The organism is Thioalkalivibrio sp. ALJ4 (assembly GCF_000377225.1).
Classification (GTDB): Bacteria; Pseudomonadota; Gammaproteobacteria; order Ectothiorhodospirales; family Ectothiorhodospiraceae; genus Thioalkalivibrio.
The window spans coordinates 1,010,001-1,036,044 of record NZ_KB897917.1; the positions used below are offsets into that span (position 1 = coordinate 1,010,001).

General features: G+C 65.7%; 28 protein-coding genes and 2 rRNA genes (1 of these 30 running past the window's edge). 21 read left to right on the forward strand and 9 right to left on the reverse strand.

Features of this window, described 5'->3' with window-relative positions:
- The 3 genes from C936_RS0104790 to C936_RS0104800 form a co-directional block, all read left to right on the forward strand.
- A 23S ribosomal RNA gene (locus C936_RS0104790) occupies nucleotides 1–1,213 on the forward strand (it extends 1,667 nt beyond the left edge of the window).
- Nucleotides 1,214–1,332: 119 nt separating this feature from the next.
- A 5S ribosomal RNA gene (gene rrf / locus C936_RS0104795) occupies nucleotides 1,333–1,448 on the forward strand.
- A 112-nt stretch (nucleotides 1,449–1,560) separates the two neighbouring features.
- Nucleotides 1,561–1,773, forward strand: a complete 213-nt coding sequence (locus C936_RS0104800; RefSeq protein ID WP_018175380.1) for a hypothetical protein — start codon at nucleotides 1,561–1,563, stop codon at nucleotides 1,771–1,773.
- A 44-nt stretch (nucleotides 1,774–1,817) separates the two neighbouring features.
- Here C936_RS0104800 and C936_RS0104805 read toward each other — a convergent pair whose 3' ends face one another.
- From C936_RS0104805 to dapA, 3 genes are all read right to left on the reverse strand, one after another.
- Complete coding sequence (locus tag C936_RS0104805) at nucleotides 1,818–2,534, reverse strand: MBL fold metallo-hydrolase (protein WP_018175381.1); 717 nt, start codon at nucleotides 2,532–2,534, stop codon at nucleotides 1,818–1,820.
- 181 nt (nucleotides 2,535–2,715) lie between these two features.
- Nucleotides 2,716–3,882, reverse strand: a complete 1,167-nt coding sequence (bamC, locus tag C936_RS0104810) for an outer membrane protein assembly factor BamC (protein WP_038038411.1) — start codon at nucleotides 3,880–3,882, stop codon at nucleotides 2,716–2,718.
- Nucleotides 3,883–3,890: 8 nt separating this feature from the next.
- The gene (dapA, locus tag C936_RS0104815; protein ID WP_018649258.1) at nucleotides 3,891–4,769 is read right to left on the reverse strand and encodes a 4-hydroxy-tetrahydrodipicolinate synthase; all 879 of its coding nucleotides are present in this window, start codon (nucleotides 4,767–4,769) and stop codon (nucleotides 3,891–3,893) included.
- Between the two features lie 218 nt (nucleotides 4,770–4,987).
- On the opposite strand from dapA, the gene C936_RS0104820 reads away from it, so the two are divergent.
- The 3 genes from C936_RS0104820 (at nucleotide 4,988) to C936_RS0104830 (ending at nucleotide 7,568) form a co-directional block, all read left to right on the forward strand.
- The gene (locus C936_RS0104820; RefSeq protein WP_012981824.1) at nucleotides 4,988–5,542 is read left to right on the forward strand and encodes a glycine cleavage system protein R; all 555 of its coding nucleotides are present in this window, start codon (nucleotides 4,988–4,990) and stop codon (nucleotides 5,540–5,542) included.
- Between the two features lie 48 nt (nucleotides 5,543–5,590).
- A complete protein-coding gene (locus C936_RS0104825; RefSeq protein ID WP_018137824.1) occupies nucleotides 5,591–6,067 on the forward strand; it encodes a peroxiredoxin in 477 nt (158 codons plus the stop codon).
- A gap of 82 nt (nucleotides 6,068–6,149) precedes the next feature.
- On the forward strand, nucleotides 6,150–7,568 hold the full coding sequence (locus C936_RS0104830; protein WP_018137823.1) for a PhoH family protein: 1,419 nt from the start codon (nucleotides 6,150–6,152) through the stop codon (nucleotides 7,566–7,568).
- Between the two features lie 209 nt (nucleotides 7,569–7,777).
- Here C936_RS0104830 and queD read toward each other — a convergent pair whose 3' ends face one another.
- Genes queD through C936_RS0104850 form a run of 4 tightly spaced genes read right to left on the reverse strand, consistent with a single transcriptional unit; the run spans nucleotide 7,778 to nucleotide 11,294 of the window.
- A complete protein-coding gene (gene queD, locus C936_RS0104835) occupies nucleotides 7,778–8,161 on the reverse strand; it encodes a 6-carboxytetrahydropterin synthase QueD (RefSeq protein ID WP_018175385.1) in 384 nt (127 codons plus the stop codon).
- Between the two features lie 43 nt (nucleotides 8,162–8,204).
- The gene (gene dxs / locus C936_RS0104840; protein WP_018175386.1) at nucleotides 8,205–10,106 is read right to left on the reverse strand and encodes a 1-deoxy-D-xylulose-5-phosphate synthase; all 1,902 of its coding nucleotides are present in this window, start codon (nucleotides 10,104–10,106) and stop codon (nucleotides 8,205–8,207) included.
- A 12-nt stretch (nucleotides 10,107–10,118) separates the two neighbouring features.
- Nucleotides 10,119–11,012, reverse strand: coding sequence for a (2E,6E)-farnesyl diphosphate synthase (ispA, locus tag C936_RS0104845; protein ID WP_018137819.1), 894 nt, complete (start codon nucleotides 11,010–11,012; stop codon nucleotides 10,119–10,121).
- Between the two features lie 9 nt (nucleotides 11,013–11,021).
- The gene (locus tag C936_RS0104850; protein ID WP_018175387.1) at nucleotides 11,022–11,294 is read right to left on the reverse strand and encodes an exodeoxyribonuclease VII small subunit; all 273 of its coding nucleotides are present in this window, start codon (nucleotides 11,292–11,294) and stop codon (nucleotides 11,022–11,024) included.
- A 262-nt stretch (nucleotides 11,295–11,556) separates the two neighbouring features.
- Here C936_RS0104850 and C936_RS0104855 point away from each other — a divergent pair, with 262 nt between their 5' ends.
- The 11 genes from C936_RS0104855 (at nucleotide 11,557) to C936_RS0104905 (ending at nucleotide 21,570) form a co-directional block, all read left to right on the forward strand.
- On the forward strand, nucleotides 11,557–11,976 hold the full coding sequence (locus tag C936_RS0104855; RefSeq protein ID WP_018137817.1) for a rubrerythrin family protein: 420 nt from the start codon (nucleotides 11,557–11,559) through the stop codon (nucleotides 11,974–11,976).
- Between the two features lie 156 nt (nucleotides 11,977–12,132).
- Nucleotides 12,133–13,485 carry a heterodisulfide reductase-related iron-sulfur binding cluster gene (locus tag C936_RS0104860; protein WP_018175388.1) on the forward strand — a complete coding sequence of 451 codons (1,353 nt, stop codon included), beginning with the start codon at nucleotides 12,133–12,135 and terminating at the stop codon, nucleotides 13,483–13,485.
- A 64-nt stretch (nucleotides 13,486–13,549) separates the two neighbouring features.
- Nucleotides 13,550–13,852 (forward strand): encapsulin-associated ferritin-like protein, encoded by a 303-nt coding sequence (locus C936_RS0104865; RefSeq protein WP_018175389.1) that lies wholly within the window; start codon nucleotides 13,550–13,552, stop codon nucleotides 13,850–13,852.
- A 40-nt stretch (nucleotides 13,853–13,892) separates the two neighbouring features.
- Nucleotides 13,893–14,498, forward strand: a complete 606-nt coding sequence (locus C936_RS0104870) for a DUF3501 family protein (RefSeq protein WP_018137814.1) — start codon at nucleotides 13,893–13,895, stop codon at nucleotides 14,496–14,498.
- A gap of 411 nt (nucleotides 14,499–14,909) precedes the next feature.
- Nucleotides 14,910–16,103 (forward strand): efflux RND transporter periplasmic adaptor subunit, encoded by a 1,194-nt coding sequence (locus C936_RS0104875; RefSeq protein WP_018175390.1) that lies wholly within the window; start codon nucleotides 14,910–14,912, stop codon nucleotides 16,101–16,103.
- 9 nt (nucleotides 16,104–16,112) lie between these two features.
- Nucleotides 16,113–18,626, forward strand: a complete 2,514-nt coding sequence (hrpB, locus tag C936_RS0104880; protein ID WP_018175391.1) for an ATP-dependent helicase HrpB — start codon at nucleotides 16,113–16,115, stop codon at nucleotides 18,624–18,626.
- A 293-nt stretch (nucleotides 18,627–18,919) separates the two neighbouring features.
- On the forward strand, nucleotides 18,920–19,141 hold the full coding sequence (locus C936_RS0104885; protein WP_017925782.1) for a hypothetical protein: 222 nt from the start codon (nucleotides 18,920–18,922) through the stop codon (nucleotides 19,139–19,141).
- Between the two features lie 155 nt (nucleotides 19,142–19,296).
- On the forward strand, nucleotides 19,297–20,517 hold the full coding sequence (locus tag C936_RS0104890) for an AI-2E family transporter (RefSeq protein WP_018138059.1): 1,221 nt from the start codon (nucleotides 19,297–19,299) through the stop codon (nucleotides 20,515–20,517).
- A gap of 12 nt (nucleotides 20,518–20,529) precedes the next feature.
- Entirely contained in the window at nucleotides 20,530–20,847 is a 318-nt protein-coding gene (locus C936_RS0104895; protein WP_018138060.1) for a YqjD family protein, read from the forward strand.
- A gap of 3 nt (nucleotides 20,848–20,850) precedes the next feature.
- Nucleotides 20,851–21,264, forward strand: coding sequence for a phage holin family protein (locus tag C936_RS0104900; protein WP_018175393.1), 414 nt, complete (start codon nucleotides 20,851–20,853; stop codon nucleotides 21,262–21,264).
- A 3-nt stretch (nucleotides 21,265–21,267) separates the two neighbouring features.
- Nucleotides 21,268–21,570: a hypothetical protein gene (locus C936_RS0104905; RefSeq protein WP_018138062.1), complete on the forward strand. Its 303-nt coding sequence runs from the start codon at nucleotides 21,268–21,270 to the stop codon at nucleotides 21,568–21,570.
- Between the two features lie 21 nt (nucleotides 21,571–21,591).
- Here C936_RS0104905 and smpB read toward each other — a convergent pair whose 3' ends face one another.
- Nucleotides 21,592–22,071: an SsrA-binding protein SmpB gene (gene smpB / locus C936_RS0104910; RefSeq protein ID WP_018138063.1), complete on the reverse strand. Its 480-nt coding sequence runs from the start codon at nucleotides 22,069–22,071 to the stop codon at nucleotides 21,592–21,594.
- 233 nt (nucleotides 22,072–22,304) lie between these two features.
- Here smpB and C936_RS0104915 point away from each other — a divergent pair, with 233 nt between their 5' ends.
- Genes C936_RS0104915 through C936_RS0104925 form a run of 3 tightly spaced genes read left to right on the forward strand, consistent with a single transcriptional unit; the run spans nucleotide 22,305 to nucleotide 24,524 of the window.
- Nucleotides 22,305–23,663 (forward strand): sodium-dependent transporter, encoded by a 1,359-nt coding sequence (locus C936_RS0104915; RefSeq protein ID WP_018138064.1) that lies wholly within the window; start codon nucleotides 22,305–22,307, stop codon nucleotides 23,661–23,663.
- Complete coding sequence (locus C936_RS0104920; RefSeq protein WP_017925780.1) at nucleotides 23,663–24,103, forward strand: type II toxin-antitoxin system RatA family toxin; 441 nt, start codon at nucleotides 23,663–23,665, stop codon at nucleotides 24,101–24,103. The genes C936_RS0104915 and C936_RS0104920 overlap by 1 nt, the downstream gene beginning before the upstream one ends.
- Nucleotides 24,093–24,524 (forward strand): RnfH family protein, encoded by a 432-nt coding sequence (locus C936_RS0104925; protein WP_018138065.1) that lies wholly within the window; start codon nucleotides 24,093–24,095, stop codon nucleotides 24,522–24,524. Before C936_RS0104920 ends, C936_RS0104925 begins: the two co-directional genes overlap by 11 nt.
- 15 nt (nucleotides 24,525–24,539) lie before the next feature.
- On the opposite strand, the gene C936_RS0104930 is transcribed toward C936_RS0104925, so the two are convergent.
- Nucleotides 24,540–24,902, reverse strand: a complete 363-nt coding sequence (locus C936_RS0104930) for an outer membrane protein assembly factor BamE (RefSeq protein WP_018138066.1) — start codon at nucleotides 24,900–24,902, stop codon at nucleotides 24,540–24,542.
- A 100-nt stretch (nucleotides 24,903–25,002) separates the two neighbouring features.
- Here C936_RS0104930 and fur point away from each other — a divergent pair, with 100 nt between their 5' ends.
- Nucleotides 25,003–25,428: a ferric iron uptake transcriptional regulator gene (gene fur, locus C936_RS0104935; protein ID WP_018138067.1), complete on the forward strand. Its 426-nt coding sequence runs from the start codon at nucleotides 25,003–25,005 to the stop codon at nucleotides 25,426–25,428.
- Nucleotides 25,429–26,044: the final 616 nt, after the last annotated feature.

A 26,044-nucleotide genomic window follows, 5' to 3' on the forward strand; every position in this document is an offset into this window, starting at 1 on the left:
ACTTCGGGAGAAGGTACGCCTTGGCCGGTGATGGGACTTGCTCCCTGAGCTGGTCGAGGTCGCAGAGACCAGGCCGCTGCGACTGTTTATTAAAAACACAGCACTCTGCAAACTCGAAAGAGGACGTATAGGGTGTGACGCCTGCCCGGTGCCGGAAGGTTAATTGATGGGGTTAGCTTCGGCGAAGCCCTTGATCGAAGCCCCGGTAAACGGCGGCCGTAACTATAACGGTCCTAAGGTAGCGAAATTCCTTGTCGGGTAAGTTCCGACCTGCACGAATGGCGTAACGATGGCGGCGCTGTCTCCACCCGAGACTCAGTGAAATTGAAATCGCAGTGAAGATGCTGTGTACCCGCGGCTAGACGGAAAGACCCCGTGAACCTTTACTACAGCTTCACACTGAACTTTGAACTTGTTTGTGTAGGATAGGTGGGAGGCTTTGAAGCTGGGACGCCAGTCTCAGTGGAGCCAACCTTGAAATACCACCCTGGCAATTTTGAAGTTCTAACCCAGGCCTGTTATCCAGGTCGGGGACCGTGTGTGGTGGGTAGTTTGACTGGGGCGGTCTCCTCCCAAAGAGTAACGGAGGAGTGCGAAGGTACCCTCAGCGCGGTCGGAAATCGCGCGACGAGTGCAAAGGCATAAGGGTGCTTAACTGCGAGACAGACACGTCGAGCAGGTGCGAAAGCAGGTCTTAGTGATCCGGTGGTTCTGTATGGAAGGGCCATCGCTCAACGGATAAAAGGTACTCCGGGGATAACAGGCTGATACTGCCCAAGAGTCCATATCGACGGCAGTGTTTGGCACCTCGATGTCGGCTCATCACATCCTGGGGCTGAAGCAGGTCCCAAGGGTATGGCTGTTCGCCATTTAAAGTGGTACGCGAGCTGGGTTTAGAACGTCGTGAGACAGTTCGGTCCCTATCTGCCGTGGGCGTCGGAGATTTGACAGGATCTGTCCTTAGTACGAGAGGACCGGGATGGACGCACCTCTGGTGTTCCGGTTGTCACGCCAGTGGCATTGCCGGGTAGCTATGTGCGGAAGGGATAACCGCTGAAAGCATCTAAGCGGGAAACCCACCTGAAGATTAGATCTCCCTGGACCCTCGAGGTCCCTAAAGGGCCGTTGAAGACTACAACGTTGATAGGCTGGGTGTGGAAGCGCGGTAACGCGTGCAGCTAACCAGTACTAATTGCCCGTGCGGCTTGACCATATAACACCCAAGGTGTTGATGGTTGGTCTCGTCTGACACATCACTGTTGTACACATCACCTAGAATGCATTCCGAATTCAGATGACGCAGCGCACGCGCTGGGTGATCTGGCCAGTTTGTCTGGCGGCAATAGCGAGTAGGAACCACCCGATCCCATCCCGAACTCGGAAGTGAAACTGCTCTGCGCCGATGGTAGTGTGGGGCCTCCCCATGTGAGAGTAGGTCACCGCCAGGCATTAATCCGAAGCCCGGTTCCCAATTATGGGGGCCGGGCTTTTTTTATGGCTGACACGGCAGGCATGATGCTGAGGTGCGTTGTGCGAGGCGACTAGAGACGGTTTTAAGAGATGGCTCGAGGCAAGAAGCGGACAGATGGTGGTTTGGTGACGGTCGGGTTGGTGCTGATCGGGATCGGAGCCTACGCGGTTCTCGGAGGCGAGGTGGCGTTTACTCCGATTGCGCCCCGTGAAGGTTCAGGGTTTGGCGGGCCGGTCGCGACCATTATCGGGCTCGCCTTCATCGCGGGTGGGGTGTATTTCCTGCGGGAGTCGCGCCGTTAGCAATTGGACTGCATTGACGTGCTCCGATGGCGAACAAGTGCTCTTCAGCGGATGCAGCGCCAGTCGAACCCGTGGTCCTGGGAAGCGATCGCGATCTCGTCGCGACTGGCGCCGACCCCCTCGCACAGGGCCTGTTCAGCCAGTTCGGGGCGGTTATTGTCGCTCGAAAGGTGCATGCCGATCAGGTGTTCCAGCTGGGACGTGTCGGCGCGTTGAAGAAGGCGGGTCGCGTCGCGGTTGGGCAAATGTCCGTACCCGTCAGCGATGCGTCGCTTGAGCTTGGGAGGGTAACGTCCGGACGCGAGCATCTCCGGGCAGTGGTTGCATTCAAGAAGGAGGCCCTGGGCGCCGGAGGCCGTCTCGATCATGTGGGACGAGATGTGGCCGGCATCGGTCATCAGGACGAGGCGCGACGCGCCGTCGGAAAAGGCGAACTGGGTCGGTTCGCGGGCGTCATGCGGGACTGTATAGGGGATGACCAGGGCGTCGTCCAGCTCGACTGGGAGGTCCGGCTGGATCTCTTCGAGGTGTGCAAATGCGCTGTCGCGTGCCGCCAGTCGGGTCCCGACTGAGGCGTAGACGCGCAGGCCATAACGCCGCGAGAGGGCCGGCGCGGACCCCAGGTGGTCGCCGTGTTCGTGGGTCACGAACACCCCATCGAGATCGGTGGCCGCGAGCCCCTGACGTGCGAGGCGCCGCTCGATCTCCTGTACGGAAAATCCGCAGTCCACCAGCAGGCGGGTCGAGCCGATCTCGACCACGAGCGCGTTGCCGCCACTCCCGCTGCCAAGTGAACAAAATCGGATCACGCACTGCTCCGAAGGTGAATGCAGGGTAGACGTGTGGACCACCCGGGCACGCGGTCAGGCCTAAGCGCCAAGGGGGAGCAGGTTGCTTCGCCCCGGCGCTTCTTCGCTGGAGTCGCCCCGGGCTCCGGGTGCCTTACCGCTGCATCTGAGTCTGAATCCGCTCCAGCACGAACTCGGCGTCGCGATCGCTCAGGCGGTCGCCTTCAATGTCGCGAGCCTCGATCAAGAGGTCGCCATCGCCCCGATCCTCCAACCGGACCTGGTAGCGCTCGTTTTCCCTGCGATCTCCACCGCGACCGAAGATGCGGCCGAAGAAACCGGGCTCGTCGCGGTCGCCGGTCATGTCGGGACGGTAGGTGACCTCGTAGATGCCGGCCTGGCGGTCCTGTTCATCCACCAGCAATCCGGCGCGGTCCAGGAAGGTGCCAAGTTGGCGCCAGACCCGTTCATATTCACCGCCCAGGAGTAGGGCGGGCGAACCATCATGCTCCGTCATCTGCAGTTCGGTCGGGCGGTCGACGAGGGTCTCGGCAACCCGTGCGCCCCCTTCACCCGGATCGCCGGTGGTGAGGTAAACGAGCAGCCGGTTCAGCATCTCGGCTTCGAGCTCCGGGTCCGAGGGGCGCATGGCCCAGCGCCAGGACTGGCCCTCGGCCTGCTCTTCGGCACCTCGATGGGTGATGTAGATTTCCGACTGTCCGTTCACGCGCTCGACGCGCATCCGGTACTGGTCGCGGGTGTTGGCGTCGTATACGTTGCCAAGGGCGCGGGCGAAGATGTTCTGCGTGCCGCGCAGCGGGATGCCGGCTCGGTCTTCGGCCCACTCGGTCTGCATCACGCCCACTTGGGGTTCGTTGCGCTCCAGGCGGAGGTTCTGGCTGTCCCAGAAGGCGACCAGTCGATCCCAGATCTCGCCGGGATCGCCGTCGACCTGGAGCCAGCGCGTGCCACCGTCGCGCATGAGCTGCACCTCGGCGGACTCCGGGAGTACCTGGGCGGTACGGGTCGGCGCGCCGGGCTGGGCCTGCGCGGGCTGTTGCTGGCGCTGGGCCGTGTCCTGCTGCATGTCGCGGGCACTGATGCGGCCGCCCGGGTCATCCGGCAGGCGGTAGGCCCGCTCGGTGTCCGGCGCGATCAGATCCGGCGGGACTTCGAGGTCCTCCATCTGCCGGCTCATTTCGTATTCCGGGCCGGACTGGCGATCACCGCCCCAGCCTCCGCAACCAGCGACGGCGAGACCCGTGGCGATCGCGAGGGTGGCGCGCGTGGCGGAGTGGTAGGGCTTGAAAGGCAATTTCATGATCGGACTCAGACCTCAATGCCGGCTTGGCGCATCGCGTCCAGTACCGGTGCATGGAACGGTTCGGAAAGGGGTGTCAGGGGCAGGCGAATACCTTCCTCTATCATCCCCATGCGCTGCAAGGCCCATTTTACGGGGATGGGATTGGCTTCGAGGAACAAGGCCGAATGTAGACCATCCAGCTGGCGATTGATTTCGCGGGCTTCGTCCGCGCGTCCCTCGCGCACGGCGCGGCACATGCGGGCCATTAACGTCGGGGTGACGTTCGCGGTCACCGAGATGATCCCTTGTCCCCCGGCCAGCAAAAAGGCCAGCCCATTCGCATCTTCGCCACTGAACAGGTCGAAGCGGCCGCCCACGCGCTGGACAAGCTCGGCGGTGCGCTCGTTATTGCCCGTGGCCTCTTTGAGACCGACGATGTTCGGGATTTCGGCCAGGCGTTCGACTGTCTCGGGGAGCATGTCGACGGCCGTGCGCCCCGGAACGTTATAGAGGATCTGCGGGATATCCACGGCCTCGGCGATGGCCTTGTGGTGCAGATACAGGCCCTCCTGCGTGGGCTTGTTGTAGTACGGGGATACCAGCAGGCAGGCATCGGCGCCGGCTTCGCGGGCGCAGCGCGTGAGCGCGATCGCCTCGCGCGTGGAGTTTGCGCCGGTGCCGGCGATCACCGGCAGACGCCCGCCCACGGTCTTGACCGTATGGGCAATCGCTTCACAGTGTTCGTCGAAATCGAGGGTGGCGGATTCGCCGGTAGTACCGACCGCTACGATGGCGTCGGTTCCGGCCTCGATGTGGAATTCGAGGAGCCGATCAAGCGCCGGCCAGTCGAGACCGCCGTCCGCGTGCATCGGGGTCGCCAGTGCGACCATGCTGCCTTGAAACATCGACTCCTCCAGCGACGGTAATGGTGCAGTCTAACGGGCGCGCGACAAGGCGTTCAAGAAGCCGTGCGCAGACCCCGTCTGGATGGCGCCCGGACCGTTGGCGCCACCCAGGCGAGGTGGTATGTTCCCAGCCATCATGCCAGTGGATGCATCCAACCCGTCCAGCATTGCCTCAGGCCAGTGGCCGCCCGGCTGCGCTCTGCGCTCCAGGGGCCGGCATGGCTGAGGTCGTCGGGGCCGGCTCGCACACCCATCTGATCCTGAATCTGATCGGACCCGACCAGCCTGGCCTGGTGGCCGGCGTTACGCGTGTCATCGTCGATACAGGCTGCAACCTGGAGTCCAGCCGCATTACGACCCTGGACGGCTATTGCTGCATGGCGCTGAGCGCCAGCGGCAACTGGAAGACCCTCGCCACGCTGGAATCCCGCCTGGAACGGCTGGAGGCCGAGCTGGATCTCGCGATCACCGTGCGCCGTGGGCCGCTGGATGAATCCAGCCAGCCCGCGATGGCCTATGCGGTGGACGTGGTCGCGCTGGACGCCCCGGGGCTGGTCAATGCCCTGGCCGATTTCTTCACCAGCCGTGGTGTGAACCTGCGTGACGTACAGACGCGCGTCTACACCGCTCAGCACACGGGCGCGCGCATGTTCGCCGCCAACATGGTGGTGGACATCCCGGCGGGACAGCACCTGGCCAGCCTGCGCGGCGAATTCATGGATTTTTGCGACGAACTGAACCTGGACGGCGTGCTGGATCCGATCAAGGCCTGATTCCGATCCGGCGCCGTCCGGCCCCACCACGACACGGAGTGACACCTAATGACGATCGCCATTGACCAGACCGTTCCCGAAGACCTTCGCGTGCCCGCCACCGGCGAGCAGACCCTGGGCCCGGGTGATTTTCGCGGCAAGATCGTGGTGCTCTATTTCTACCCGAAGGACAGCACGCCGGGCTGCACCAACGAGAGCCGCGACTTTGCGGCCAACAAGGCCGCGTTCGACGCCACCGGCGCGGTCATCCTCGGGGTCTCGCGCGACAGCGTGAAGAGCCACGAGAACTTCCGTGCCAAGCAGGAGCTGCCGTTCGACCTGCTGAGCGACGCCGACGAGCAGTTGTGCGAGGCGTTCGACGTGATCAAGATGAAGAACATGTACGGCAAGCAGGTGCGCGGCATCGAGCGCTCCACCTTCTTGATCGACGAGCAGGGTGTGCTGCGCCGGGAATGGCGCAAGGTCAAAGTGCCGGGGCATGTGGACGAGGTCCTGGCCGCGGTACGCGAGATGGCCGGCCAGTGAGGCGCCCCGCGAATTCTTCGAGAGTACTGGCAGTAGACGTTCGCCCCATTTGTTTTCGACTCACCCCGGCCGCGGAGGCGCCATGAGCGAAACACCGGAGGACCCGAAACGCCTGTTTGTCCTGGACACCAATGTCCTGATGCATGACCCCACTGCGCTGTTCCGCTTCAAGGAACACGACATCTTCCTGCCCATGGTCGTGCTCGAGGAACTCGACCGCGGCAAGAAGGGGGTCTCCGAGGTCGCGCGCAACGTGCGCCAGGTCTCGCGCTTTATCGACGAATTGATGAGTGGCGCGACCCACGAGCAGATTGCCGCCGGGTTACCGCTACAGGCCGAATCGCTCAGCGAGTCGACGCTTGCACCCTCCGGGCGGCTGTTTTTTCAGACCCGCAATCTGACCTCGCGCCTGCCGGATTCGCTGCCCGGTTCGACCCCGGACAACGACATCCTGGCCACCGCACAGGCGCTCAAGACGGAGTGGTCGGACCTCCCGGTCACGCTGGTCTCCAAGGACATCAACCTGCGCATCAAGGCGGCGGTGATCGGCCTGCACGCGGAGGACTACTACAACGACCAGGTCCTGGATGACGTCAGCCTGCTGTTCTCCGGCATGACCGAGCTGCCAGCGGATTTCTGGGAGACCCACGGGACCAAGATGGACTCCTGGCAGGAGTCCGGCCGGACCTACTACCGAGTCACCGGGCCCCTGGTCAGCGAGTGGCAGCCCAATCAGTTCGTCTACCGCGAGGGGGAGAATCCGTTGTCCGCGATCGTGCTGGAGATCGACCAGCCGAACGAGTCCGCGGTGATCGAGCTGGTGGACGATTATATGACCCCGCGCCACAGCGTCTGGGGCATCAATGCCCGCAATCGCGAGCAGAACTACGCCCTGAACCTGCTGATGGACCCGGAGGTGGATTTCGTCTCCCTGTTGGGGGCTGCCGGTACCGGCAAGACCCTGCTGGCGCTGGCCGCGGGGCTTGCGCAGACGCTGGAGGACAACACCTACAAGGAGATCATCATGACCCGGGTCACGGTCCCTGTGGGCGAGGACATCGGCTTCCTGCCCGGGACCGAGGAAGAGAAGATGACCCCGTGGATGGGCGCGTTGATGGACAACCTCGAGGTCCTGGCCAAGTCCGAAGGTGCGGGCGACTGGGGCCGGGCAGCTACGAACGACGTGCTGACCAGCCGTATCAAGATTCGCTCCCTGAACTTCATGCGCGGGCGCACCTTCCTGAGCCGCTACATCATCCTGGACGAGGCGCAGAACCTGACCTCCAAGCAGATGAAGACCCTGGTTACCCGCGCGGGGCCCGGCACCAAGGTGGTGGCGCTGGGCAACATCGCACAGATCGACACCCCGTACCTGACCGAGACCTCGTCCGGCCTGACCTACGTGGTGGACCGCTTCCGCAACTGGACCCACAGCGGGCACATCACACTGACCCGCGGCGAGCGCTCGCGGCTGGCGGACTACGCCTCGAATCATTTGTAGACGGCGGGTAAGGTACGCCTGGGGGCGGCAACGGAGCGGGAAACGGGCACCGTCATTGCGAGGCCCCGCAGGGGCCGCGGCAACCTCCGGAAGCTGGTGGTGAGCCAGCTATGGAAGCAGATGGTTCCGGACGGAGTTCGCCACGTCGCTTCGCTCCTCGCGATGACGGTGCTTGTGGCGGGGCGTGGGGGTGGTGAAGCGAGGGAGGCTTAACCGTCCTCGCTGTAGCGTACGCAGGCGCGGTCGGTCTCCCACAGGGTCAGCGCGTGCATGCGCAGGCCCGGGCGGTTCAGGCGCTCCGCCATCTGGCGGAAGAACCACCGTGCGATGTGCTCGGCGGTCGGGTTGACCGTGTCGAACGGCGGGACGTCGTTCAGATAACGATGATCCAGCTGCCCGGCGATCTCGCGCGCGGCGGTCTTGACCACCTTGAAGTCCACCGCCATGCCGGCGTCATCCAGCGTCTCGGCCTGAACCTCGGCCTCTACCTTCCAGTTGTGTCCATGCATGTTCGCGCACTGCCCCGGGTAATCGCGCAGGGTATGCGCGGAGGCAAAGTCGGTCAGGACGCGGAGGGTGTAACGGGCGCTCATGGGTCGATTCCGGCAGGCGACGCTGGTGGTCGCGGGGTAAAAATCAGCCCGCGAAGCCTATCCGGCCGCCGGCGTCCGCGCAATTCTCCTGCCCGCAGGCGTGGCGAATCGCGGCCAGCACGCCCTCGGTGTCGAGGCCGCAGTCGGCCAGGATCTGTTCGCGCGAGCCATGTTCGGTGAAAACGTCCGGGATGCCCAGTACCTGGCAGGGCAGGGTCAGGCCCTCGGCGGAGAGCCATTCCAGCACCGCGCTGCCGGCGCCACCGGCGCGGGCATGATCCTCGAGCGTCACGAAGCCTTCATGGCGGGCGGCCAGCCGCGCCAGCAGTTCGGTGTCGAGCGGCTTGATGAAACGCATGTTCACCACGGTGGCGTCCAGCGCCTCGCCCGCGGCCAGGGCGGTCTCCAGCAGCGCGCCGAAGCTGAGGATCGCCAGGCCTCGGCCCTCGCGTACGACCTCGGCGCGTCCGACAGGCAGGGTCTCCAGGTCCTCGCTGCCCCCTTCCGGCAGGACGCCGGGGCCGCCCCCGCGTGGATAGCGCACCGCCGCCGGGCCCTCGTAGGCGTAGCCAGTGGACAGCATCTGGCGGCACTCGTGCTCGTTGGATGGGGCCATCAGCAGCATATTGGGGACGCTGCGCAGCAGCGCGGTATCGAACGTGCCGGCATGCGTCGGGCCATCGGCGCCGACGATCCCCGCGCGGTCCACCGCGAACAGCACCGGGAGGTTCTGCAGGGCGACGTCGTGGATCACCTGGTCCATCGCCCGCTGCAGGAAGGTCGAGTAGATCGCGACCACAGGCTTCTGCCCCTCGCAGGCCATGCCGGCGGCCAGCGTGACCGCGTGCTGCTCGGCGATGCCGACATCGAAGTAGCGCTCGGGGAACTGCTCGGAGAAGGCCACCAGCCCGGAGCCCTCGCGCATCGCCGGGGTGATGCCCAGCAGGCGGTCGTCGGCCGTGGCCTGATCGCACAGCCACTGGCTGAAGATGTCGGTATACGCGGGCGGCTTCGGCCCGGAGGGCGTCAGCCCGTTCTCCGGCTCGAACTTGGAGACCCCGTGGTAGCGGCAGGGGTCCTCTTCGGCCGGGGCATAGCCCTGTCCCTTGCGTGTGACCACATGCAGCAGTTGCGGACCGTGACCGCCGCGCAGGTTCTTCAGGATCGATACCAGGCCGTTCACGTCATGGCCGTCCACCGGCCCGAAGTAGCGAAAGCCCAGTTCCTCGAACAGCGTGCCCGGCACCAGCATGCCCTTCATGTGCTCCTCGGCTCGCTCGGCAAAGGCCTTCATCGGCGGGACGAACTCCAGCATGCGTTTGGAGCCCTCGCGCACCGAGCTGTACAGCCGCCCGGACAGCAGCCGGGTGAAGTACTGGTTCATCGCGCCGACGTTCGGCGAGATCGACATGTCGTTGTCGTTCAGGATGACCAGCAGATTACAGTCGAGATCGCCGATGTGGTTGAGCGCCTCGAAGGCCATGCCGGCGGTCATCGCCCCGTCGCCGATAACCGCCACATGGCGGCGGTCCAGTCCTGCGTGCTTGGCGGCGAGGGCCATGCCGGCGGCGGCACTGATCGAGGTGCTGGAATGCCCGGCCCCGAAGGCGTCGTACTCGCTCTCGGCGCGTTTGGGGAAGCCGGCCAGCCCGCCGTACTGGCGCAGGCTGGCCATCCCGGTGCGCCGGCCGGTCAGGATCTTGTGGGCATAGGCCTGATGCCCTACATCCCAGACGATGCGGTCGTCCGGGGTATTGAACGCGTAGTGCAGCGCGACCGCCAACTCCACGGTGCCCAGGTTCGCGGCCAGATGGCCGCCGGTGCGCGAGACGCTCTCGATCAGAAACTGGCGCAATTCGCCGGCCAGCCCCGGCAGTTCCGAGGCCGGGTGCGCCCGCAGGTCGGCGGGCCATTCGATTGCATCCAGCAGGGGGGTGGGGGTCATGGGCAGGCCGTGTCAGTTCATGCGGTCGACGATGTACCGCGCGAGGAAGCGAAGCAAGTCCGCCTCCTGGCCAAAGGGTTGCAGCTCGTCCAGCGCCTCGTCGACCAGGGCCACTGCGCGTTCGCGCGAGGCCTCCAGGCCCTGCAGCGAGGGGAAGGTCGCCTTGTCCAGGCGGGCATCCGCCCCGCAGGCCTTGCCGAGCACCTCCGGATCACCCTCCACGTCGAGCACGTCGTCGCGGATCTGGAACGCCAGGCCAATGCATTCGGCGTAGCGGGTCAGGTGGCCAAGGGTGTCCTCCGAGGCGCCACCGGCGATTGCGCCCAGGCGCACCGACACGCGGATCAGGGCGCCGGTCTTGAGCCGGTGCATGCGCTCCAGTTCCGCCAGATCGATCGGCTTGCCGCAGGCGCCGAGGTCGATGGCCTGGCCGCCGGCCATGCCGTGCAGGCCCGCTGCGTGGGCGAGCTCGGCCAGGGCATTCAGGCCGGCTGTGCCGGGCAGGGTGCGGACGCCGGCGGTCATGATCTCGAAGGCGCGGGCCTGCAACGCATCCCCGGCGAGGATCGCGGTGGCCTCGTCGAAGGCACGGTGGCAGGTGGGCCTGCCACGGCGCAGGTCGTCGTTGTCCATCGCCGGCAGGTCGTCGTGGATCAGCGAGTAGACATGGACCATCTCCACGGCCGCCGCCATCGCATCGAGCGCGTCATCGGGGGCGTTACAGGTGGCCCCGGCCGCGTATACCAGGACTGGGCGCAGGCGCTTGCCACCGGAGAGCGTGGCATAGCGCATGGCCTCGATTAGTCGCGGGTCCGGGGAAGAGTCGGCCGCGAGCCGCTGGTCGAGTACGGTCTCGATACGACGCTGATAGGCCTTCAGCGCCTCGGATGGATCTGGAATGCTCAAGGCCGGGTCCTAGAATGGGACGTCGTCGGGATCGGTCGGGGTGTCCGGTGCGCTCCCGGACGCGGCACCCTCCGCAGAAGGCTCGCTGGCGAGTTTCTCGATGCGTGCCTGGGCGTCGTCCAGCGCCTTCTGACAGCGGCCGACCAGTTCCATGCCGCGCTGGAATTCCTCCAGCGACTGTTCCAGGCCCAGTTCGCCGGACTCCATCCGTGCCACCAGGGCCTCCAGGGCCTCCAGGCTGGCTTCGAACTCGGCGGGGCTGTCGGTGGATGTGTCGGTCATGGTGTCGGATTACGTGTTGGGTTCTTATTGGATCGCGGGGGCTAAAAGGTGAGAAAGTATCCGATCCGCCGCGGCGAGGAAAGAAGCCGGGCGGCCGGGGGCTTGAGTTTCGTGACCGTGCCCCCACGGTCAGCGGGGCAATCGGTTGACATGCGACCGGGTGCTAACTAGAGTTTCGAAGTGTTTTAGACAAAGTCTAAATGCCCGATCCGCACAACGGCCGTACCGGTGTGTGGATCCTAACCAGCAAGAGGAGAGACCCATGGAACTGAAAGGTAGCAAGACCGAAGAAGCCCTCAAGGAGGCCTTTGCCGGCGAATCGATGGCCAACCGTCGTTACCTGTACTTCGCTTCCAAGGCGGACGTGGAAGGCTACAACGACGTCGCGACCGTGTTCCGTTCCACCGCCGAAGGTGAAACCGGCCACGCCCACGGTCACCTCGAGTACCTCGAGAGCTGCGGCGACCCGGCCACCGGCCTGGAATTCGGCCCCACCGCCGCGAACCTGAAGACCGCCGTTGCCGGTGAGACCCACGAGTACACCGATATGTACCCGGGCATGGCCAAGACGGCCCGCGACGAAGGCTTCGACGAAGTCGCCGACTGGTTCGAGACCCTGGCCAAGGCGGAGCGTTCCCACGCCAACCGCTTCCAGAAGGCCCTGGACCAGCTGGACGACTGATTGTCCGGTAGTAACGGAAGCACGCGGGGCCGCTACGCCGGCCCCGTTTTCCGGGAGGTACGGAACAGCCTGTGAAGGCAGCCCTGCGGCTGCGTTCGCATGTTGTTCCGTGTTTCCCTCGAAGCATCGACACTGATACGGATACCGGAGGGATGCATGTCTGCGCCGACGCACCAACGTGAAGGAAGTCTGGAAGCCCCGACCCGCCATCCGCTGGACTGGAAGAATCCCGAGTTCTACAACGAGGAATCGTTGTTCGCCGAGCTGGAGCGGGTCTACGACATCTGTCATGGCTGCCGGCGCTGCGTGAGCCTCTGCAACTCCTTCCCCACGCTGTTCGACCTGGTCGACGAATCCGAGACCATGGAGGTCGACGGCGTTGATCGGAAGGACTACTGGAAGGTGGTGGATCACTGCTACCTGTGTGATCTGTGCTACCTGACCAAATGCCCCTACGTGCCCCCGCATGAATGGAACGTCGACTTCCCGCACCTGATGCTGCGTGCCAAGGCCGTGCGTTTCCAGAAAGAGGGAGCGAAGGCCGCGCACAAGTTCATGTCCAGCACCGATACCGTCGGCAAGCTGGCGGGCATCCCGGTGGTTGCCGGCGTAGTCAACGCCGCGAACAAGACCGGCGCGATGCGCAAGGTGCTGGACAAGACTATGGGCGTGCACCCGGATGCCCCGGTCCCTGAATACCACTCGAGCAAGGGTCGCTCGCGCATGGCGAAGGTTGCCAAGGGAGTGAGCAAACCCGAGCCGGCCGGTGCCACCCAGGGCAAGGTAGCGCTCTACGCCACCTGCTACGGCAACTACAACGAGCCGCACTTGGTCGAGGACTTGGTCAAGGTCTTCGAGCACAACGGCATCGAGGTCACCCTGGTCGAGAAGGAGCAATGCTGCGGCATGCCCAAGCTCGAGTTGGGCGACCTGAAGGCCGTCGAGTCCGCGAAGGATGCGAACATCCCGGCGATGAAGCGCATGATCGACCAAGGCTACGACATTGTCGCGCCAGTCCCGTCCTGCGTGCTGATGTACAAGCAGGAACTGCCGCTGATGTTCCCGGACGAGCCCGATGTCGCCGCTGTACGCGATCGTATCTTCGACCCGTTCGAGTACCTGATGGAGCGCCACAAGGAAGGCAAGCTGAACACCGACTTCCCCGAGAAGCTCGGCAAGATCGCCTACCACGCGGCCTGCCACCTGCGGGTGCAGAACATGGGGCTCAAGACTCGCGACCTGCTGAAGCTTGTGCCGGATACCGAGATCGACGTGATCGAACGCTGCTCCGGGCACGACGGTACCTATGGCGTGAAGAGCGAGTTCTACGAGACTGCGGCCAAGATCTGTCGTCCGGTGGTGAACCGGGTGCAGAAGGCCGAGTCCGATCACTACTCGAGTGACTGCCCGATGGCCGGGCACATGATCGAGAACGGACTGCAGGGCAAGGGCGAGGACAAGGCGCCCGAACACCCGCTGACCCTGCTGCGCCAGGCCTACGGGCTGTAGCGCCGGGTATCGGTTACCAGAACACGACGTACGCCCGCCGAGGCGCCGCGGATGGAGACACGAAATGGCCAGTGACAGCTACCACGAACCCGTCGAGGAACTGAGCGACGAGTCGCGCGAGATGCATCGCGCCATCGTCTCGCTGATGGAAGAGCTCGAGGCGGTGGACTGGTATCAGCAGCGCATCGATGCCTGCAAGAACGAGGAACTCAAGGCAATCCTCGCGCACAACCGCGACGAAGAGATCGAACACGCGGCAATGGTGCTGGAGTGGATCCGTCGCCATAACCCGGTGTTCGACCACGAACTGAAAGACAACCTCTGGTCCGACAAGGACTACACGAAGAAGGGACACCACGACCACTGAGGGGTCCCGCGGACCAGTCCGACGTGACGGAGGTATCGAGATGGAGGCAAGTGTGGACAAGCTGAGTCGAAACGACCTGTATTCGCTGGAGAAGTACCACGAGGTGCGGCCCCAGTTTCGCAACGAGGTCATGCAGCACAAGCGCAATCGCGTGGTGCAGGTGGGCCCGGCCGTGACCCTGCACTTCGAGGATCGCAAGACCATGCAGTACCAGATCCAGGAGATGCTGCGGGTCGAAAAGATCTTCGATGCCGAAGGCATCCAGGACGAGCTGGACGCCTATAACCCGCTGATCCCGGACGGTTCCAACTGGAAGGCGACCATGATGGTCGAATACCCGGACGTGGACGAGCGCAAGGTGCAGCTGTCCAAGCTGATCGGGATCGAGCGCAAGACCTACGTTCAGGTCGAAGGCCACGACAAGGTCTACCCGATCGCGAACGAGGACCTGGATCGGGAGACCGACGACAAGACCTCGTCGGTCCACTTCCTGCGCTTCGAGCTGACCCCGGAGATGGTCTCCGCCGCGAAATCCGGTGCGGCCATTGCCATCGGGGTGGAGCACGAGAACTACAGCCACCGGCTGGACGCCGTCGCCGAGGGTGCGCGCGAATCGCTCGCATCCGACCTCGACGCCGTCAACTGACGCGGCCTTTTTGCCCGCTTCACCAAAGGCGCCTCCGGGCGCCTTTTTTGTTTCCGGCTTTTGCCGGCGGCGGCTGGCCCTTGTTCGGCACCCGGAGGCTACGTGCCTTCGGTCCGCCGCCGGCCCGAGGGCCCTGGAGCAAGGTCCCCGGGCGGAATCCGGGTGCCCTTCTTTGGGTGCTTTCTTGGGTAGCAAGAAAGTACCTCGCGGCGCGCTGGCGAGACAGCGCAGGCAGGCGGTCGGACGAAAGCACCGTAAACACCAGATGCTGAACAAGGCCCAGCCTCACAGCGGCTGGCAGCCAACCACCGTTCAGGTGATAACCGAGGGTGGCAACTTGCAGACATACGCCCCGGCGTGCCGGGCGATGAGGGGGAAGCGCCGGGTGGCGGGATTTGCGAGACTGATCCTATGGCGATGAAAAAGCGAATCACGGTTGGGCTCATCGTGCTGGCGGGGGTGGCCGCGCTGGTATGGGCGCTGCGCCCGCAGCCGGTGCCGGTGTCGCTGACCACGGTCGAGGCCGGCCCGTTCGAAGAGACCGTGCGCGAGGAAGGGCGCACGCGGCTGCGCGACACCTTTACGGTGTCGGCGCCGATTGCCGGCTTCCTGCATCGCGTCCGGCTCGAAGAGGGCGATGCCGTCGAGCTCGGCGACGCGCTCTTCCGCATGGAGCCTTTGCCGACCCCGGCGCTGGATGCACGTTCGCGTGAGCAGGCGCGCGAGAATCTCGCCGCTGCTCGGTCGCGGCTGCGAAGCGCCGAGGCGAATCTGGAGAATCTGCAGTCGGAGGCCCGCTTCGCGGAATCGGAATATCGCCGTTATCAAGAGCTGTTCGATCGGGGTGCGGTTTCCGCCACCGAGGTGGAGCGTATGGAGACCGCACGCGATCGGGCGCGCTCGGCGGTTCGCGCCGGCGAATCCGCGGTGGAGGTCGCGCGCAGCGAGGTCGAGAGCGCGCGGGTGGTGCTGGATATTGCCAGTGGACAGATGCCGGAGTCCGAGGCCGATGCCCTGACGGTTCGTTCGCCCGCCGCAGGCGTGATCCTGGAGCGGTATCGCTGCTGCGAGGGCACGATCGGGGCCGGCGAGCCGGTGCTGGTCGTGGGCGATCTCGACGACCTCGAGGTCCAGGTGGACCTGCTGTCCATGGACGCGGTGCGCGTGGTGCCCGGCATGCGCGTGCGGCTGACCGACTGGGGCCGCGATGCCGAACTGGAGGGCACCGTACGCCGGGTGCAGCCGTTCGGCTTTACCAGGATCTCCGCGCTGGGCGTGGACGAGCAGCGCGTGCCGGTGATCCTCGACCTCGACGCGGTGGAGGCCCGCATGGCCGGGCTGGCGGTGGGCTACCGCGTGGAGGCCGAGTTCCTGCTGTGGGAAGGGGATGAGGTGCTGCAGGTTCCGACCAGCGCGCTGTTCCGCGACCGCGGCGAGTGGTCGGTGTTCGTGGTCGAGGACGGCCGTGCCGAGCCGCGCCGGGTCGAGGTGGGGCGTCGCTCGGGTTTCGCCACGCAGATCCTCGAGGGCCTGGAGGCGGGCGAGCGTGTGGTCACCCGCCCGGGGGACCGCGTGCAGGCTGGCACGCGCGTGGTCGAGAACTGACCGCTGTAGATGGCGAAAGAGTTGAATGAGGCGCCGCAGGCCCGGACGCTGGAAGACCTCCTGAACCCCCTGGATGCCGCGCTGGCGTCGCACGGCGCCGCCGTGCTGGTGGCCGAACCCGGTGCCGGCAAGACCACCCGCGTCCCGCTGCATCTGGCCGATGCCCATCCCGATGACCGCGTGATCGTGCTGCAGCCACGCCGGCTGGCCGCGCGCATGGCGGCGACCTACATGGCCGGGCAGCTCGGTGAAGCGCCCGGGCAGACGGTCGGCTATCGCGTACGCGACGAGCAGAAGGTCTCGGAGCGCACCCGGGTGGAGCTGGTCACCGATGGGCTGTTCCTGCGACGCATCCAGGGTGACCCGCTGCTGGAAGGGGTTGGCACCGTGGTCTTCGACGAATTCCATCTGCGCCGGCCGGAGGCCGAGCTGGCGCTGGCATTTGCGCTGCAGGTGCGTCGGCTGCTGCGCCCGGAGCTGCGCATCGTGGTGATGTCGGCGACCCTCGACGACGAGGCCGTGGCCCGGCTGCTGGCCGGCCCGGAGGCGGATGCCGTGCCGGTGCTGCGAGCGCGTGGGCGGCAGTTCCCGGTCGAGGTGCGTTATGCCCCAACGGCCAAGGATGCGCCGCTGGCCGACGGCGTGGCGCAGGCGGTGCGGGACGCGCTGGCGGCGGAGACGGGCTCGATCCTGGTCTTCCTGCCCGGGGAACGCGAGATCCGCGAGGTGGCCGCGCGTCTGGGTGAGGGGGTGGACACGGCCTCCGGCCCCGCGCAGATCGCGCCGCTATTCGGGCGGCTGTCGGCGCAGGAGCAGGCCCGGGCCGTGCGCCCGGCGCCCGCGGGCGAGCGCAAGGTGGTGCTGGCGACCGACATCGCCGAGACCAGCCTGACCATCGAGGGCGTGCGCGTGGTAATCGACGCAGGTCTCTCCCGCGAGCCGCGCTTCGATGCGGCGACCGGGTTGTCGCGGCTGGTGACGCTACCGGCGTCGAAGGCCGCCGCCGAGCAGCGGGCCGGGCGTGCCGGTCGCACCGAGCCCGGTGTAGCGATCCGCCTGTGGTCGCGGGCCGACGAGGTCGCGCGCCCGGACTACGCGACGCCGGGGATGCAGCAGGTGGACCTGCTGCCGCTGGCCCTGGAACTGGCCGGCTGGGGCGAGGCGGTGGCCGAACTGGACTGGCTTGAGCCGCCGCCCGCGCAGGGCCTGGCCTCCGCGCAGGCGGTACTCGCGGAACTGGGTGCGGTGGATGCCACCGGTCGGATGACCGGGCATGGGCGGGCCCTGCTACGCCTGCCGACCCACCCGCGGCTGGCGCACATGCTGTTGCGGGGCCGCGAGCGGGGGCTGGCACGCCTGGCCTGCGAACTGGCGGTAGCCGTGGAGGAACCGGGTGTGGCCGGGCCGGGGGCTCCGCTGGAGCTGGGTGCGCGCCTGGAGCGCGCGCGGCGCTCCGGTGGCCGGGCCTGGCAATCCGGGCTGCGGCGTCTGGAGCAGGCGCTGGCGCGAGTCGAGGACCTTCCCGCTGTTGCGGATGCGGCACTGGACGAAGGCGCGGCGCTGGGCGTGCTGGCGGCGCTGGCCTGGCCGGAGCGCATCGCGCGCCGCCGCGGCGAGGCGGCCGGGCGCTTCGTGATGGGGAATGGCCGCGGCGCGTGGCTGCCGGAGCGCGAGCGTCTGGCGCATGCCGACTACCTGGTGGCGGTGGACTGCACGGATGCCGACCGCGAGGCCCGCATCCGCTGTGCGGTGGCGCTGGATCTTGCCGCACTGGAGCAGGAGGCGCCGGAACTCTTCCACCGCGAGACGCGCTGCGACTGGGTGGAGGACGGCGCGCGGCTGGAGAACGCGCGGATTCGACGGATCGGCACGCTGGTGGTGGAGCGGCAGATGGTCGCGCTGGACGACCCCGCCGCCACCGTCCCGCGTTGGTGCGAGCGGCTGCGCCGCGAGGGCCTTGCACTGATGCCCTGGGATGACGCCGCGACCCAGTTCCGTGCGCGCATCCAGCTGTTGCACGAAACCATGCCGGGGGCCGGTTTTCCGGATCTGCGCGACGACGCGCTGCTGATGACCCTCGAGGACTGGCTGGGGCCGTATCTGGCAGGGATTACACGGCGCCGGGATCTGGAGCGGCTGGATCTGGCGGCGATCCTGCGCGCGCGGCTGGACTGGGGCCACCAGCAGCAACTGGAGCGGGAGGCGCCGGCGCGGATCGAAGTCCCCTCCGGTTCCGCTCACCGCATTGATTACACGCAGGACCCGCCGGTGCTGGCGGTTAAGCTGCAGGAGCTGTTCGGCCTGGGCGAGACGCCCCGGGTGGCGGGCGGCCGCGTGGCGCTGGTGCTGCACCTGCTGTCGCCGGCACGGCGACCGGTGCAGGTCACCCAGGATCTCGCCAGCTTCTGGGAGAATGGATATCCGGAGGTGCGCCGCGAGCTGAAGGGGCGTTATCCGAAACACCCCTGGCCGGAGGATCCATGGAATGCGCCGGCCACGCGGCATACGAAGCGGCGTGGGTAGGAAGAGTCGGGTCTGGCGGGGGCTTCGCCTGCAAGCAGGCTCCCACAGGGGCTCGGGCAACACCGGATGCAGTGCATTAGCTTCTGTGTCGTCATTCCGGAAACCGCGGGGCGGTTATCCGGGATCTCGGGTGCAAGGGTGGTGCATGGCCGCGGAGATCCCGGCTCTTCGCTGCGCTGCGGCCGGGATGGCGAAGTGGGGTGCGGCGGCGGGATGACGATGCGGCGGGTGGCGTTCTCGGGTAGTGTCGCGTTCAGAGCCTACCCGGGCCGAGTGCGAGGAAACGAACCGCGATGCTGAAGTTCCTGACCGTTGTCCTGATCCTGCTGTTTGTCTGGTGGCGGGTATCGCGCTGGCTGGAGGTGAGGCGGCGGCGGGCGCGCGGCGAGGATGTTTCCTACGAAGTGCGGGTGAAGGGCTTTCGCCCGATCACGATCCTTAGCGTCATCTTTCTGATTCTCTACGGGGGATACGTGATCTGGTTTGCCCTGACGGAGTGGGCGGATTTGTTCTAGCTGATTGAATCAGCGTCCCTCGGGAGGGGCCGCGCGTACTCGGGCCTGGGTCGAGCGCCATATTTTTGTGATGCAGTGCCTGAAACGATGGTGCGCACCGTGGCAGATCATGGCCGGGTGGTTACGGTCGAACGACCCCCTCATGCGAGCCCTCCGTGGAAAACCAGCCGCAATCGAATATCGAATTCAGCGCCTTCGAGCGGACCTTGTTCCGCTATGTCGCCGTGCTCGCCGCCTTCATGGTGCTGACCGGGCTGGTGGCCCTGCTGGTCTGGTTGCTGGGGCAGGTGGTGTCGTTTTTCTACGCGCTGCTCTTGCCGCTGTCGGTGGCCGGGGTGCTGAGCCTGATCCTCTACCCGGTGGTGCGCTGGCTGCAGCGGATTGCGGGATTCTCGCGGATGGGGGCGGTGAGTTCGCTGTTCGGTGTGGTGTTGATTGCGCTGGTGGTTGTCGCCGTACTGGTGGTGCCCACGGCGAGCCATCAGGTTCAGGAGTTCATCAAGGGTGCCCCGGAGCTGGCGGAGAATGCCTACGAGTCATTCTCGCGCAATTTCCCTGACGCCACCGAGCGCGTGGCCTCGATGCTGGAGGACCTGGATCTCCAGAGCATCATGCCGAACCTGGAGGGTGTGGGCTCGCAGCTGATGCACTACGTGACGGTAGTCGTCGGGCTGGCCTTTGTGCCCTTGTATCTGTTCTTTGCGCTGCTGTCCGGCGAACGCCTGAAGGAGGGCGGGCGCGAGGTCTTGTCGGTCTTTCGGCCCCAGACCCAGCGCGAGCTGATGTTCCTGGGCCGCCTGTTTGTCGGCTATGTGACGGCGTTCTTCCAGGGGCAGGTGGTGATCGCCCTGATCATGGGGGTTCTGCTGGCCGCCGGGTTCTCGCTGATCGGCCTGCAGGCGGCGATCCTGTTCGGGTTGATGCTGGGGTTTCTCAATATCGTGCCCTATCTGGGGACGATCGTCGGCTTGACGCTGGCTCTTCCGGTGGCCTATCTCCAGCCTGAGGGTGGCGGATTGACCCTGGTTGCGCTGGTGCTCGTGGTGTTTGCCCTGGTGCAGCTGATCGAGAGCTGGCTGCTCACGCCGAAGATCATGGCGGATCGCTCCGGACTGCATCCGGCGATTGTCGTGATCTCGATCTTCTTCTGGGGGACGGCGCTGGGTGGCATCATCGGCATGATCCTGGCTGTGCCGTTGTCGGCGTTTGTGGCCAGCCTCTGGAAGCACTTCAGGGTCAAGTGGAGTACGGCCCTGGTGGATACCTCGGAAGTGGCCGAGGAAGACCCGGAAATCCTGACGGGGTTGAGTGGTTTCGATGACCCTGCAACCAATTCCGCGGGGGATGGGTCGGAAGATGATCCAGGCCCGCGATAGGGAGTGCGTGTAATGGCAACGACGAAAAGCAGTAGTGCGAAGAAACAGGACGAAGCGGAACATGACGCCTCCACCACTGAACGTGTGGCGGCCCAGGCCCACGAGGCCGTGGACCGCGTGGCGGAGCATGCCGGTACGGCCGAGGAACGCATCCGCGAGGGCCTTTCGCATGCGGATGAAGAGGTTCGCGAGCGGGCGGAGAAGGCGCGTCAGAGTTCCGAGGACGTCTTGCGCGTGGTCGGCAACTACGTACGCGACAACCCGCTGACCGCGATCGGCCTGGCCTTTGTGGCGGGGACCCTGTTCTCGGCCTTGACCCGCCGCAAGTAGGCCATGGCCGCGCAGGACGACGGGCCGGCGCGCGAGCGACCGGACTCCGATACCGCCGACCCCGGGGACGTGATGCAGGACCTCGGCCGAATCCTGGGTGATTCGCGCGAGTTGCTGGGGACCGAGACCCGACAACTGGTGCGCAATGCGGTGGGGGTTATCGTGTTTGCGGTGGTGCTGGGGCTGCTGCTGGTCACGGTGTGGCTGGCGCTGGTCGCGGCCGTGGTGATGCTGCTGCAGGCCTATGCGGGGGTGTCGCCGGCGTTGTCGCTGGTGATCGTGGCGGCGCTGACCGGCGTGCTGGCGTGGCTGGTTGCGCGCGGCATTGGCCGGCTGCTGCACGGCATGACCTACCCGGAGACGCGCGCCCTGGTACGGAATCTGGTCGCACGGCCCGAAAGCCGGGATACCGAGTAGCTCATGGCTGGCACCTGGCTGGGCCTGCGGGGCCGTTCTCGCGAACTGCGCCTGCGGCTGCAGGGTGAGGTCGACGAACTGCGCGACGATGTGCGTGCCACCGGCTGGTGGCGCGCGCTGCAGCGTCTGGGTTCACCGGAGATGATCCCCAGGGCGTTCCTGCTGGGATTTGCAGTCGATCAGCTGCGCGGACTGCGCCTGCTGCGGCCCGTGAAGGCACTGACAGCGGGTGTGCTGGCGGTGACGAAGCTGAGCTGGCTGACCCGGCGCTGGTGGTGGAAGGGCCGGACTCATCCGACCGAGTAAGGTCGAACCCCGGTTTCTCCTTCAGCCGCTCTTGAGGATGCGCGCGCGCTCGCGTTGCCAGTCCTTGTCCTTCTTGGCTGCGCGCTTGTCGAAATCCTTCTTGCCCTTGGCCAGGCCGATCTCCAGCTTGGCGCGGCCATGTTTCCAGTACAGGGCCATGGGGACCAGGGTATAGCCCTTGCGCTCCACCGCGCCGATCAGGCGGTTGATCTCCGAGCGGTGCAGCAGCAGCTTGCGCGTGCGGCTCGGGTCCGGGTTGATATGGGTGGAGGCGGTGGGCAGCGGGGTGATGTGGGCCCCGAACAGGAACGCCTCGCCCTTGCGTAGCAGCACGTACGCCTCGCTGAGCTGGGCGCGCCCGGCCCGCATGGACTTGACCTCCCAGCCCTGCAACTCCAGCCCCGCCTCCAGGCGGTCCTCGATAAAGAAATCGTGGCGCGCCTTGCGGTTCAGCGCGATGGTGTTGGAACCGGCGTCCTTTTTCTTCTTTGGCTTTCCCATGGCCCGCGCAGTGTACTGCACGCGCGGGGCGAAAGCCGAGGAAACACGCACGAACGTACAGGATCGCGGACGCGTCTCGGGTCGGCGTTGGCCGCGTACAGTTGAGCCCGTGGGAAGCCTGCCCCACAATTCCGGGCGACTCGAAGCCCCGCTTGTGCCGCCTGCGCCGTTGACCGCAACTCGATCTGGCTGCGCTGAACGATGGAACGGGTACCACCAACAAGGAGCCGCTGATGCCTGCCACGACTTCCATCCACGGTCAGTGGACGACCCGCCTGGCCTTTATCCTCGCGGCCACCGGGTCGGCTGTCGGGCTTGGCAACATCTGGCGTTTTCCCTATATCGCCGGCGATAACGGTGGCGGGGCCTTCGTGCTGGTTTACCTCGGCTGCATCCTGCTGATCGGCCTGCCGGTGATGATGGCGGAGATCCTGCTGGGGCGGCGCGGCCGCCAGAGCCCGATCAATACGATGGTGACGCTGGCGCGCGAAGAGGGCCTGAGCCGTGGCTGGGGCATGATCGGGTGGATCGGTGTGCTCGCCGGGTTCCTGATCCTGTCGTTCTACAGCGTAGTGGCCGGTTGGTCGCTGTCCTATGTGTTCAAGTCCGGCACGGGCGGCTTCTTGGGCCTGGATGCGGATGGCTCGGAGGCCATGTTCGACGGCCTGCTCTCCAATCCCGAGGCCCTGCTGGCCTGGCATACGATCTTCATGGTGATGACCGCGATGGTGGTCGCGCGCGGCGTGCAGTCCGGTCTGGAGAAGGCCGTGACCATCCTGATGCCGCTGCTGTTCGTAATGCTGGTGGTGATGGTCGGCTACGCGATGGTGGAAGGGAACTTTATCGCGGGGCTGGAGTTCCTGCTGTACCCGGATTTCTCGGCGCTGACGGCCAACGCGGTGCTGCTGGCGATGGGGCAGGCGTTCTTCACGCTGAGCCTCGGCATGGGCGCGATCATGATCTACGGCAGCTACCTGCAGAGCGACGCCTCGATCGCGAGGACTTCGGCGGCCGTGGTGGGCGCCGACACCCTGGTGGCGATCATGGCCGGGCTGGCGATCTTCCCGATCGTGCTGGGCGCGGGCCTTTCGCCGGAGCAGGGGCCGGGCCTGATCTTCGTCACGCTGCCGCTGTCGTTCGCGGAGATGCCGGGCGGGCTCTACTTCGGGACGATGTTCTTTGTGCTGCTGGTGTTCGCGGCCTGGACGTCGTCCATCTCCATCATCGAGCCGGCCGTCGCCTATCTGGTGGAGAATGTCGGCATGACGCGCGTGGCCGCGAGCGCCAGCATTGCTATCGCCGCCTGGCTGATGGGAATTGGCGCGCTGCTGTCGCTGAACGTCTGGTCGGATTACACCCTGTTCAACATGGGGATCCTGGACCTGCTGGACTATGTGACTGCTAACATCCTGCTCCCGCTGGGCGGGTTTCTGATCGCGGTATTCGTAGGCTGGCGCATGACCGAGCGCTCGGTCCAGTCCGAGCTGCGCATGAAACTCGGGGGTCTGTACCAGATCTGGTATTTCCTGGTGCGCTTCGTGGCCCCGATTGCCATCCTGTTTGTGTTCCTGCGCGCGGTGGAGCTTATTTGATGTCCTCGACAGTCCGGCGCTCGGCGGAGGTCCCGTACTCCCGCGAGCAGATGTTCGACCTCGTTAATGACGTGGATTCCTACTCGGAATTTCTGCCGGGTTGCCGCAGCTCGCGTGCGCGCATGCGCGGAGAGGATGAGGTGGAAGGGACCATCGAGATGGCCAAGGGCGCCCTGCACAAGTCGTTCACCACGCGCAATCGCGTGCAGCGCCCCGAGCGCATCGACATCCGCCTGGCAGACGGGCCGTTTCGTCGCCTGCACGGCACCTGGAGCTTTACCGAGCTGGACAATGGCCAGACGCGTATCGCGCTGGAGCTGGAATTCGAGTTTGCCAGCCGGCTGATGTCGTTCGCGATCGGGCCGATTTTCCACCAGCTGGCCAACTCTTTTGTCGACGCCTTTGTGCGGCGCGCGCGCGAGGTCTACGGTGCCCGATGATCAGGATGCCGTCAGTCCCGAGGCGGGGCACGGCACAATCCGTATCGAGGTCGCCTATGCACGCCCCGACCGTCAGGTGATCCTGCCGCTGGTCGTGCCCGAGGGCACGACTGTGGACGCGGCCCTGCGCCAGTCGGAGATCGATGCCCAGTTCCCGGAGATCGATCTGGAAAACGCCAAGGTGGGGATCTTCGGCAAGCTCACCCGGCGCGACACGGTGTTGCGCCCGAAGGATCGCATCGAGATCTACCGCCCGTTGATCGCCGACCCGAAAGAAGTGCGTCGTCAGCGGGCCGGCAAGAACCGGAAGAAGCCCGGCAAGGGGGACGCGCAGAAGGCCGGCGATCAGGCGTCCGCAAAGCCCGCTGGCGAGAAGCCGGAGGACGGCGCCGGGGGCGGCAAGGATTCGGCCGGCGATTGAGCCGGCCGGTTGCGATCAGTTGTCGTCGAGCTCGACCGGGTACTGGTCCAGCGCGATCGGCTGCGGCACGTCGGAGTCGACGTAACTGACTACGCCATTCTCGAAGAACACCGTTACGCGGCGCTGCTCCGTCGGCCCGATCCCGGGACGGCGATAGTAGACGTAGTCCCAGCGGTCTTCGCGCTTGAACGCGCCGTCGATCTGCGGCGTACCCATCAGAAAGCGGACCTGCTGCGGGGTCATGCCGGGCTGGATCTGGGCGACCTGTGTCGCGTCGATGACGTTGCCCTGCTGTACATCGAGGCGGAACTGATTGAAGCCACTGCAGGCGGTGAGCAGGCTTGCAGCCACGGCAATAGAAATGAGAATCTTGATCATCGAGCCGGCGGGTCCCCAGAAGTCGGATGGGCCGTTGAACGCGCATGGTACACCAAAGCGTCCGGATGCTCTCAAGCAATCGGGTGACGGGAATCGAAGGATGGAAACAAGCGATCTCAAGAAAGCGGGGCTCAAGGTCACGTTGCCACGGATGAAGATCCTCGAGATCCTCGAGAACTCGGAAACGCGCCACCTGACGGCCGAGGCCATTTACCGCGAGCTGCTCGACTCGGGCGAGGAGATCGGGCTGGCCACGGTCTACCGCGTGCTGACGCAGTTCGAGGCCGCGGGGCTGGTCTGCCGGCTCCACCTGGAGGGCAACCAGGCCGTGTTCGAGCTGGAGCGCGGCGGGCACCACGATCACATCGTCTGCAACCAGTGCGGCCGTGTCGAAGAATTCTTCGACGAGACCATCGAGACCCGCCAGCGCGAGGTCGCGCGCCAGCACGGCTTCTCCATCAAGGACCACGCCCTGGTCCTGTACGGCGACTGCAACGACAGCGCCTGCCCCCACCGCCCGGTCTGATCTGCCCCTACGCTGCTTTTTAATCCGGCCGTCTTGTGGCTGGGCCCGGTTCGTCGTCTAGTGTTTACGTGTCTTCGTCCGGCCGCCTGCCAAGCGCTGTCTCGGCAGCGCGCCCCGAGTTACTTCTTTGCTCGTGCAAAGAAGTAACCAAGAAACACGCCCGGGATTCGCCCGGGGACCTTGCTCCGGACGCGCCAGGCCGGCGGCGCTGAAACTCGCTTCGCTCAGACAGTCAGCGCCTCTCTTCCGGCCTGTCACGCCCTCCACAAGGGGCTCATATCGGGAGGGCAGGTCAAAACCGACGGTGTTCCAGCACCTGCCGTAAGCCCCGAACTGTAGGGTGCCGTTGAGCGCAGCGAAACGCACCGTCCCGACGCCGGGAAAAACCTGATGCGATTCGCTGCGCTCATCACATCCTACGATGGGGTCTGGCGCCCGCTGGCGGGCGCGGCACGCCAGGGCTGCAGGCCGCGCGTGCCCAGGATGTCGGAACACCTTGCCTCCATCCATTGGCACGAACGTCAGAGCGGCCGTTGTCTTGACCTTCATCCCCCGTATGAAGCCCCTTGCGGAGGGGTCCTCGGGCCGGAAGAGAGGCGCTGACTGTCTGAGCGAA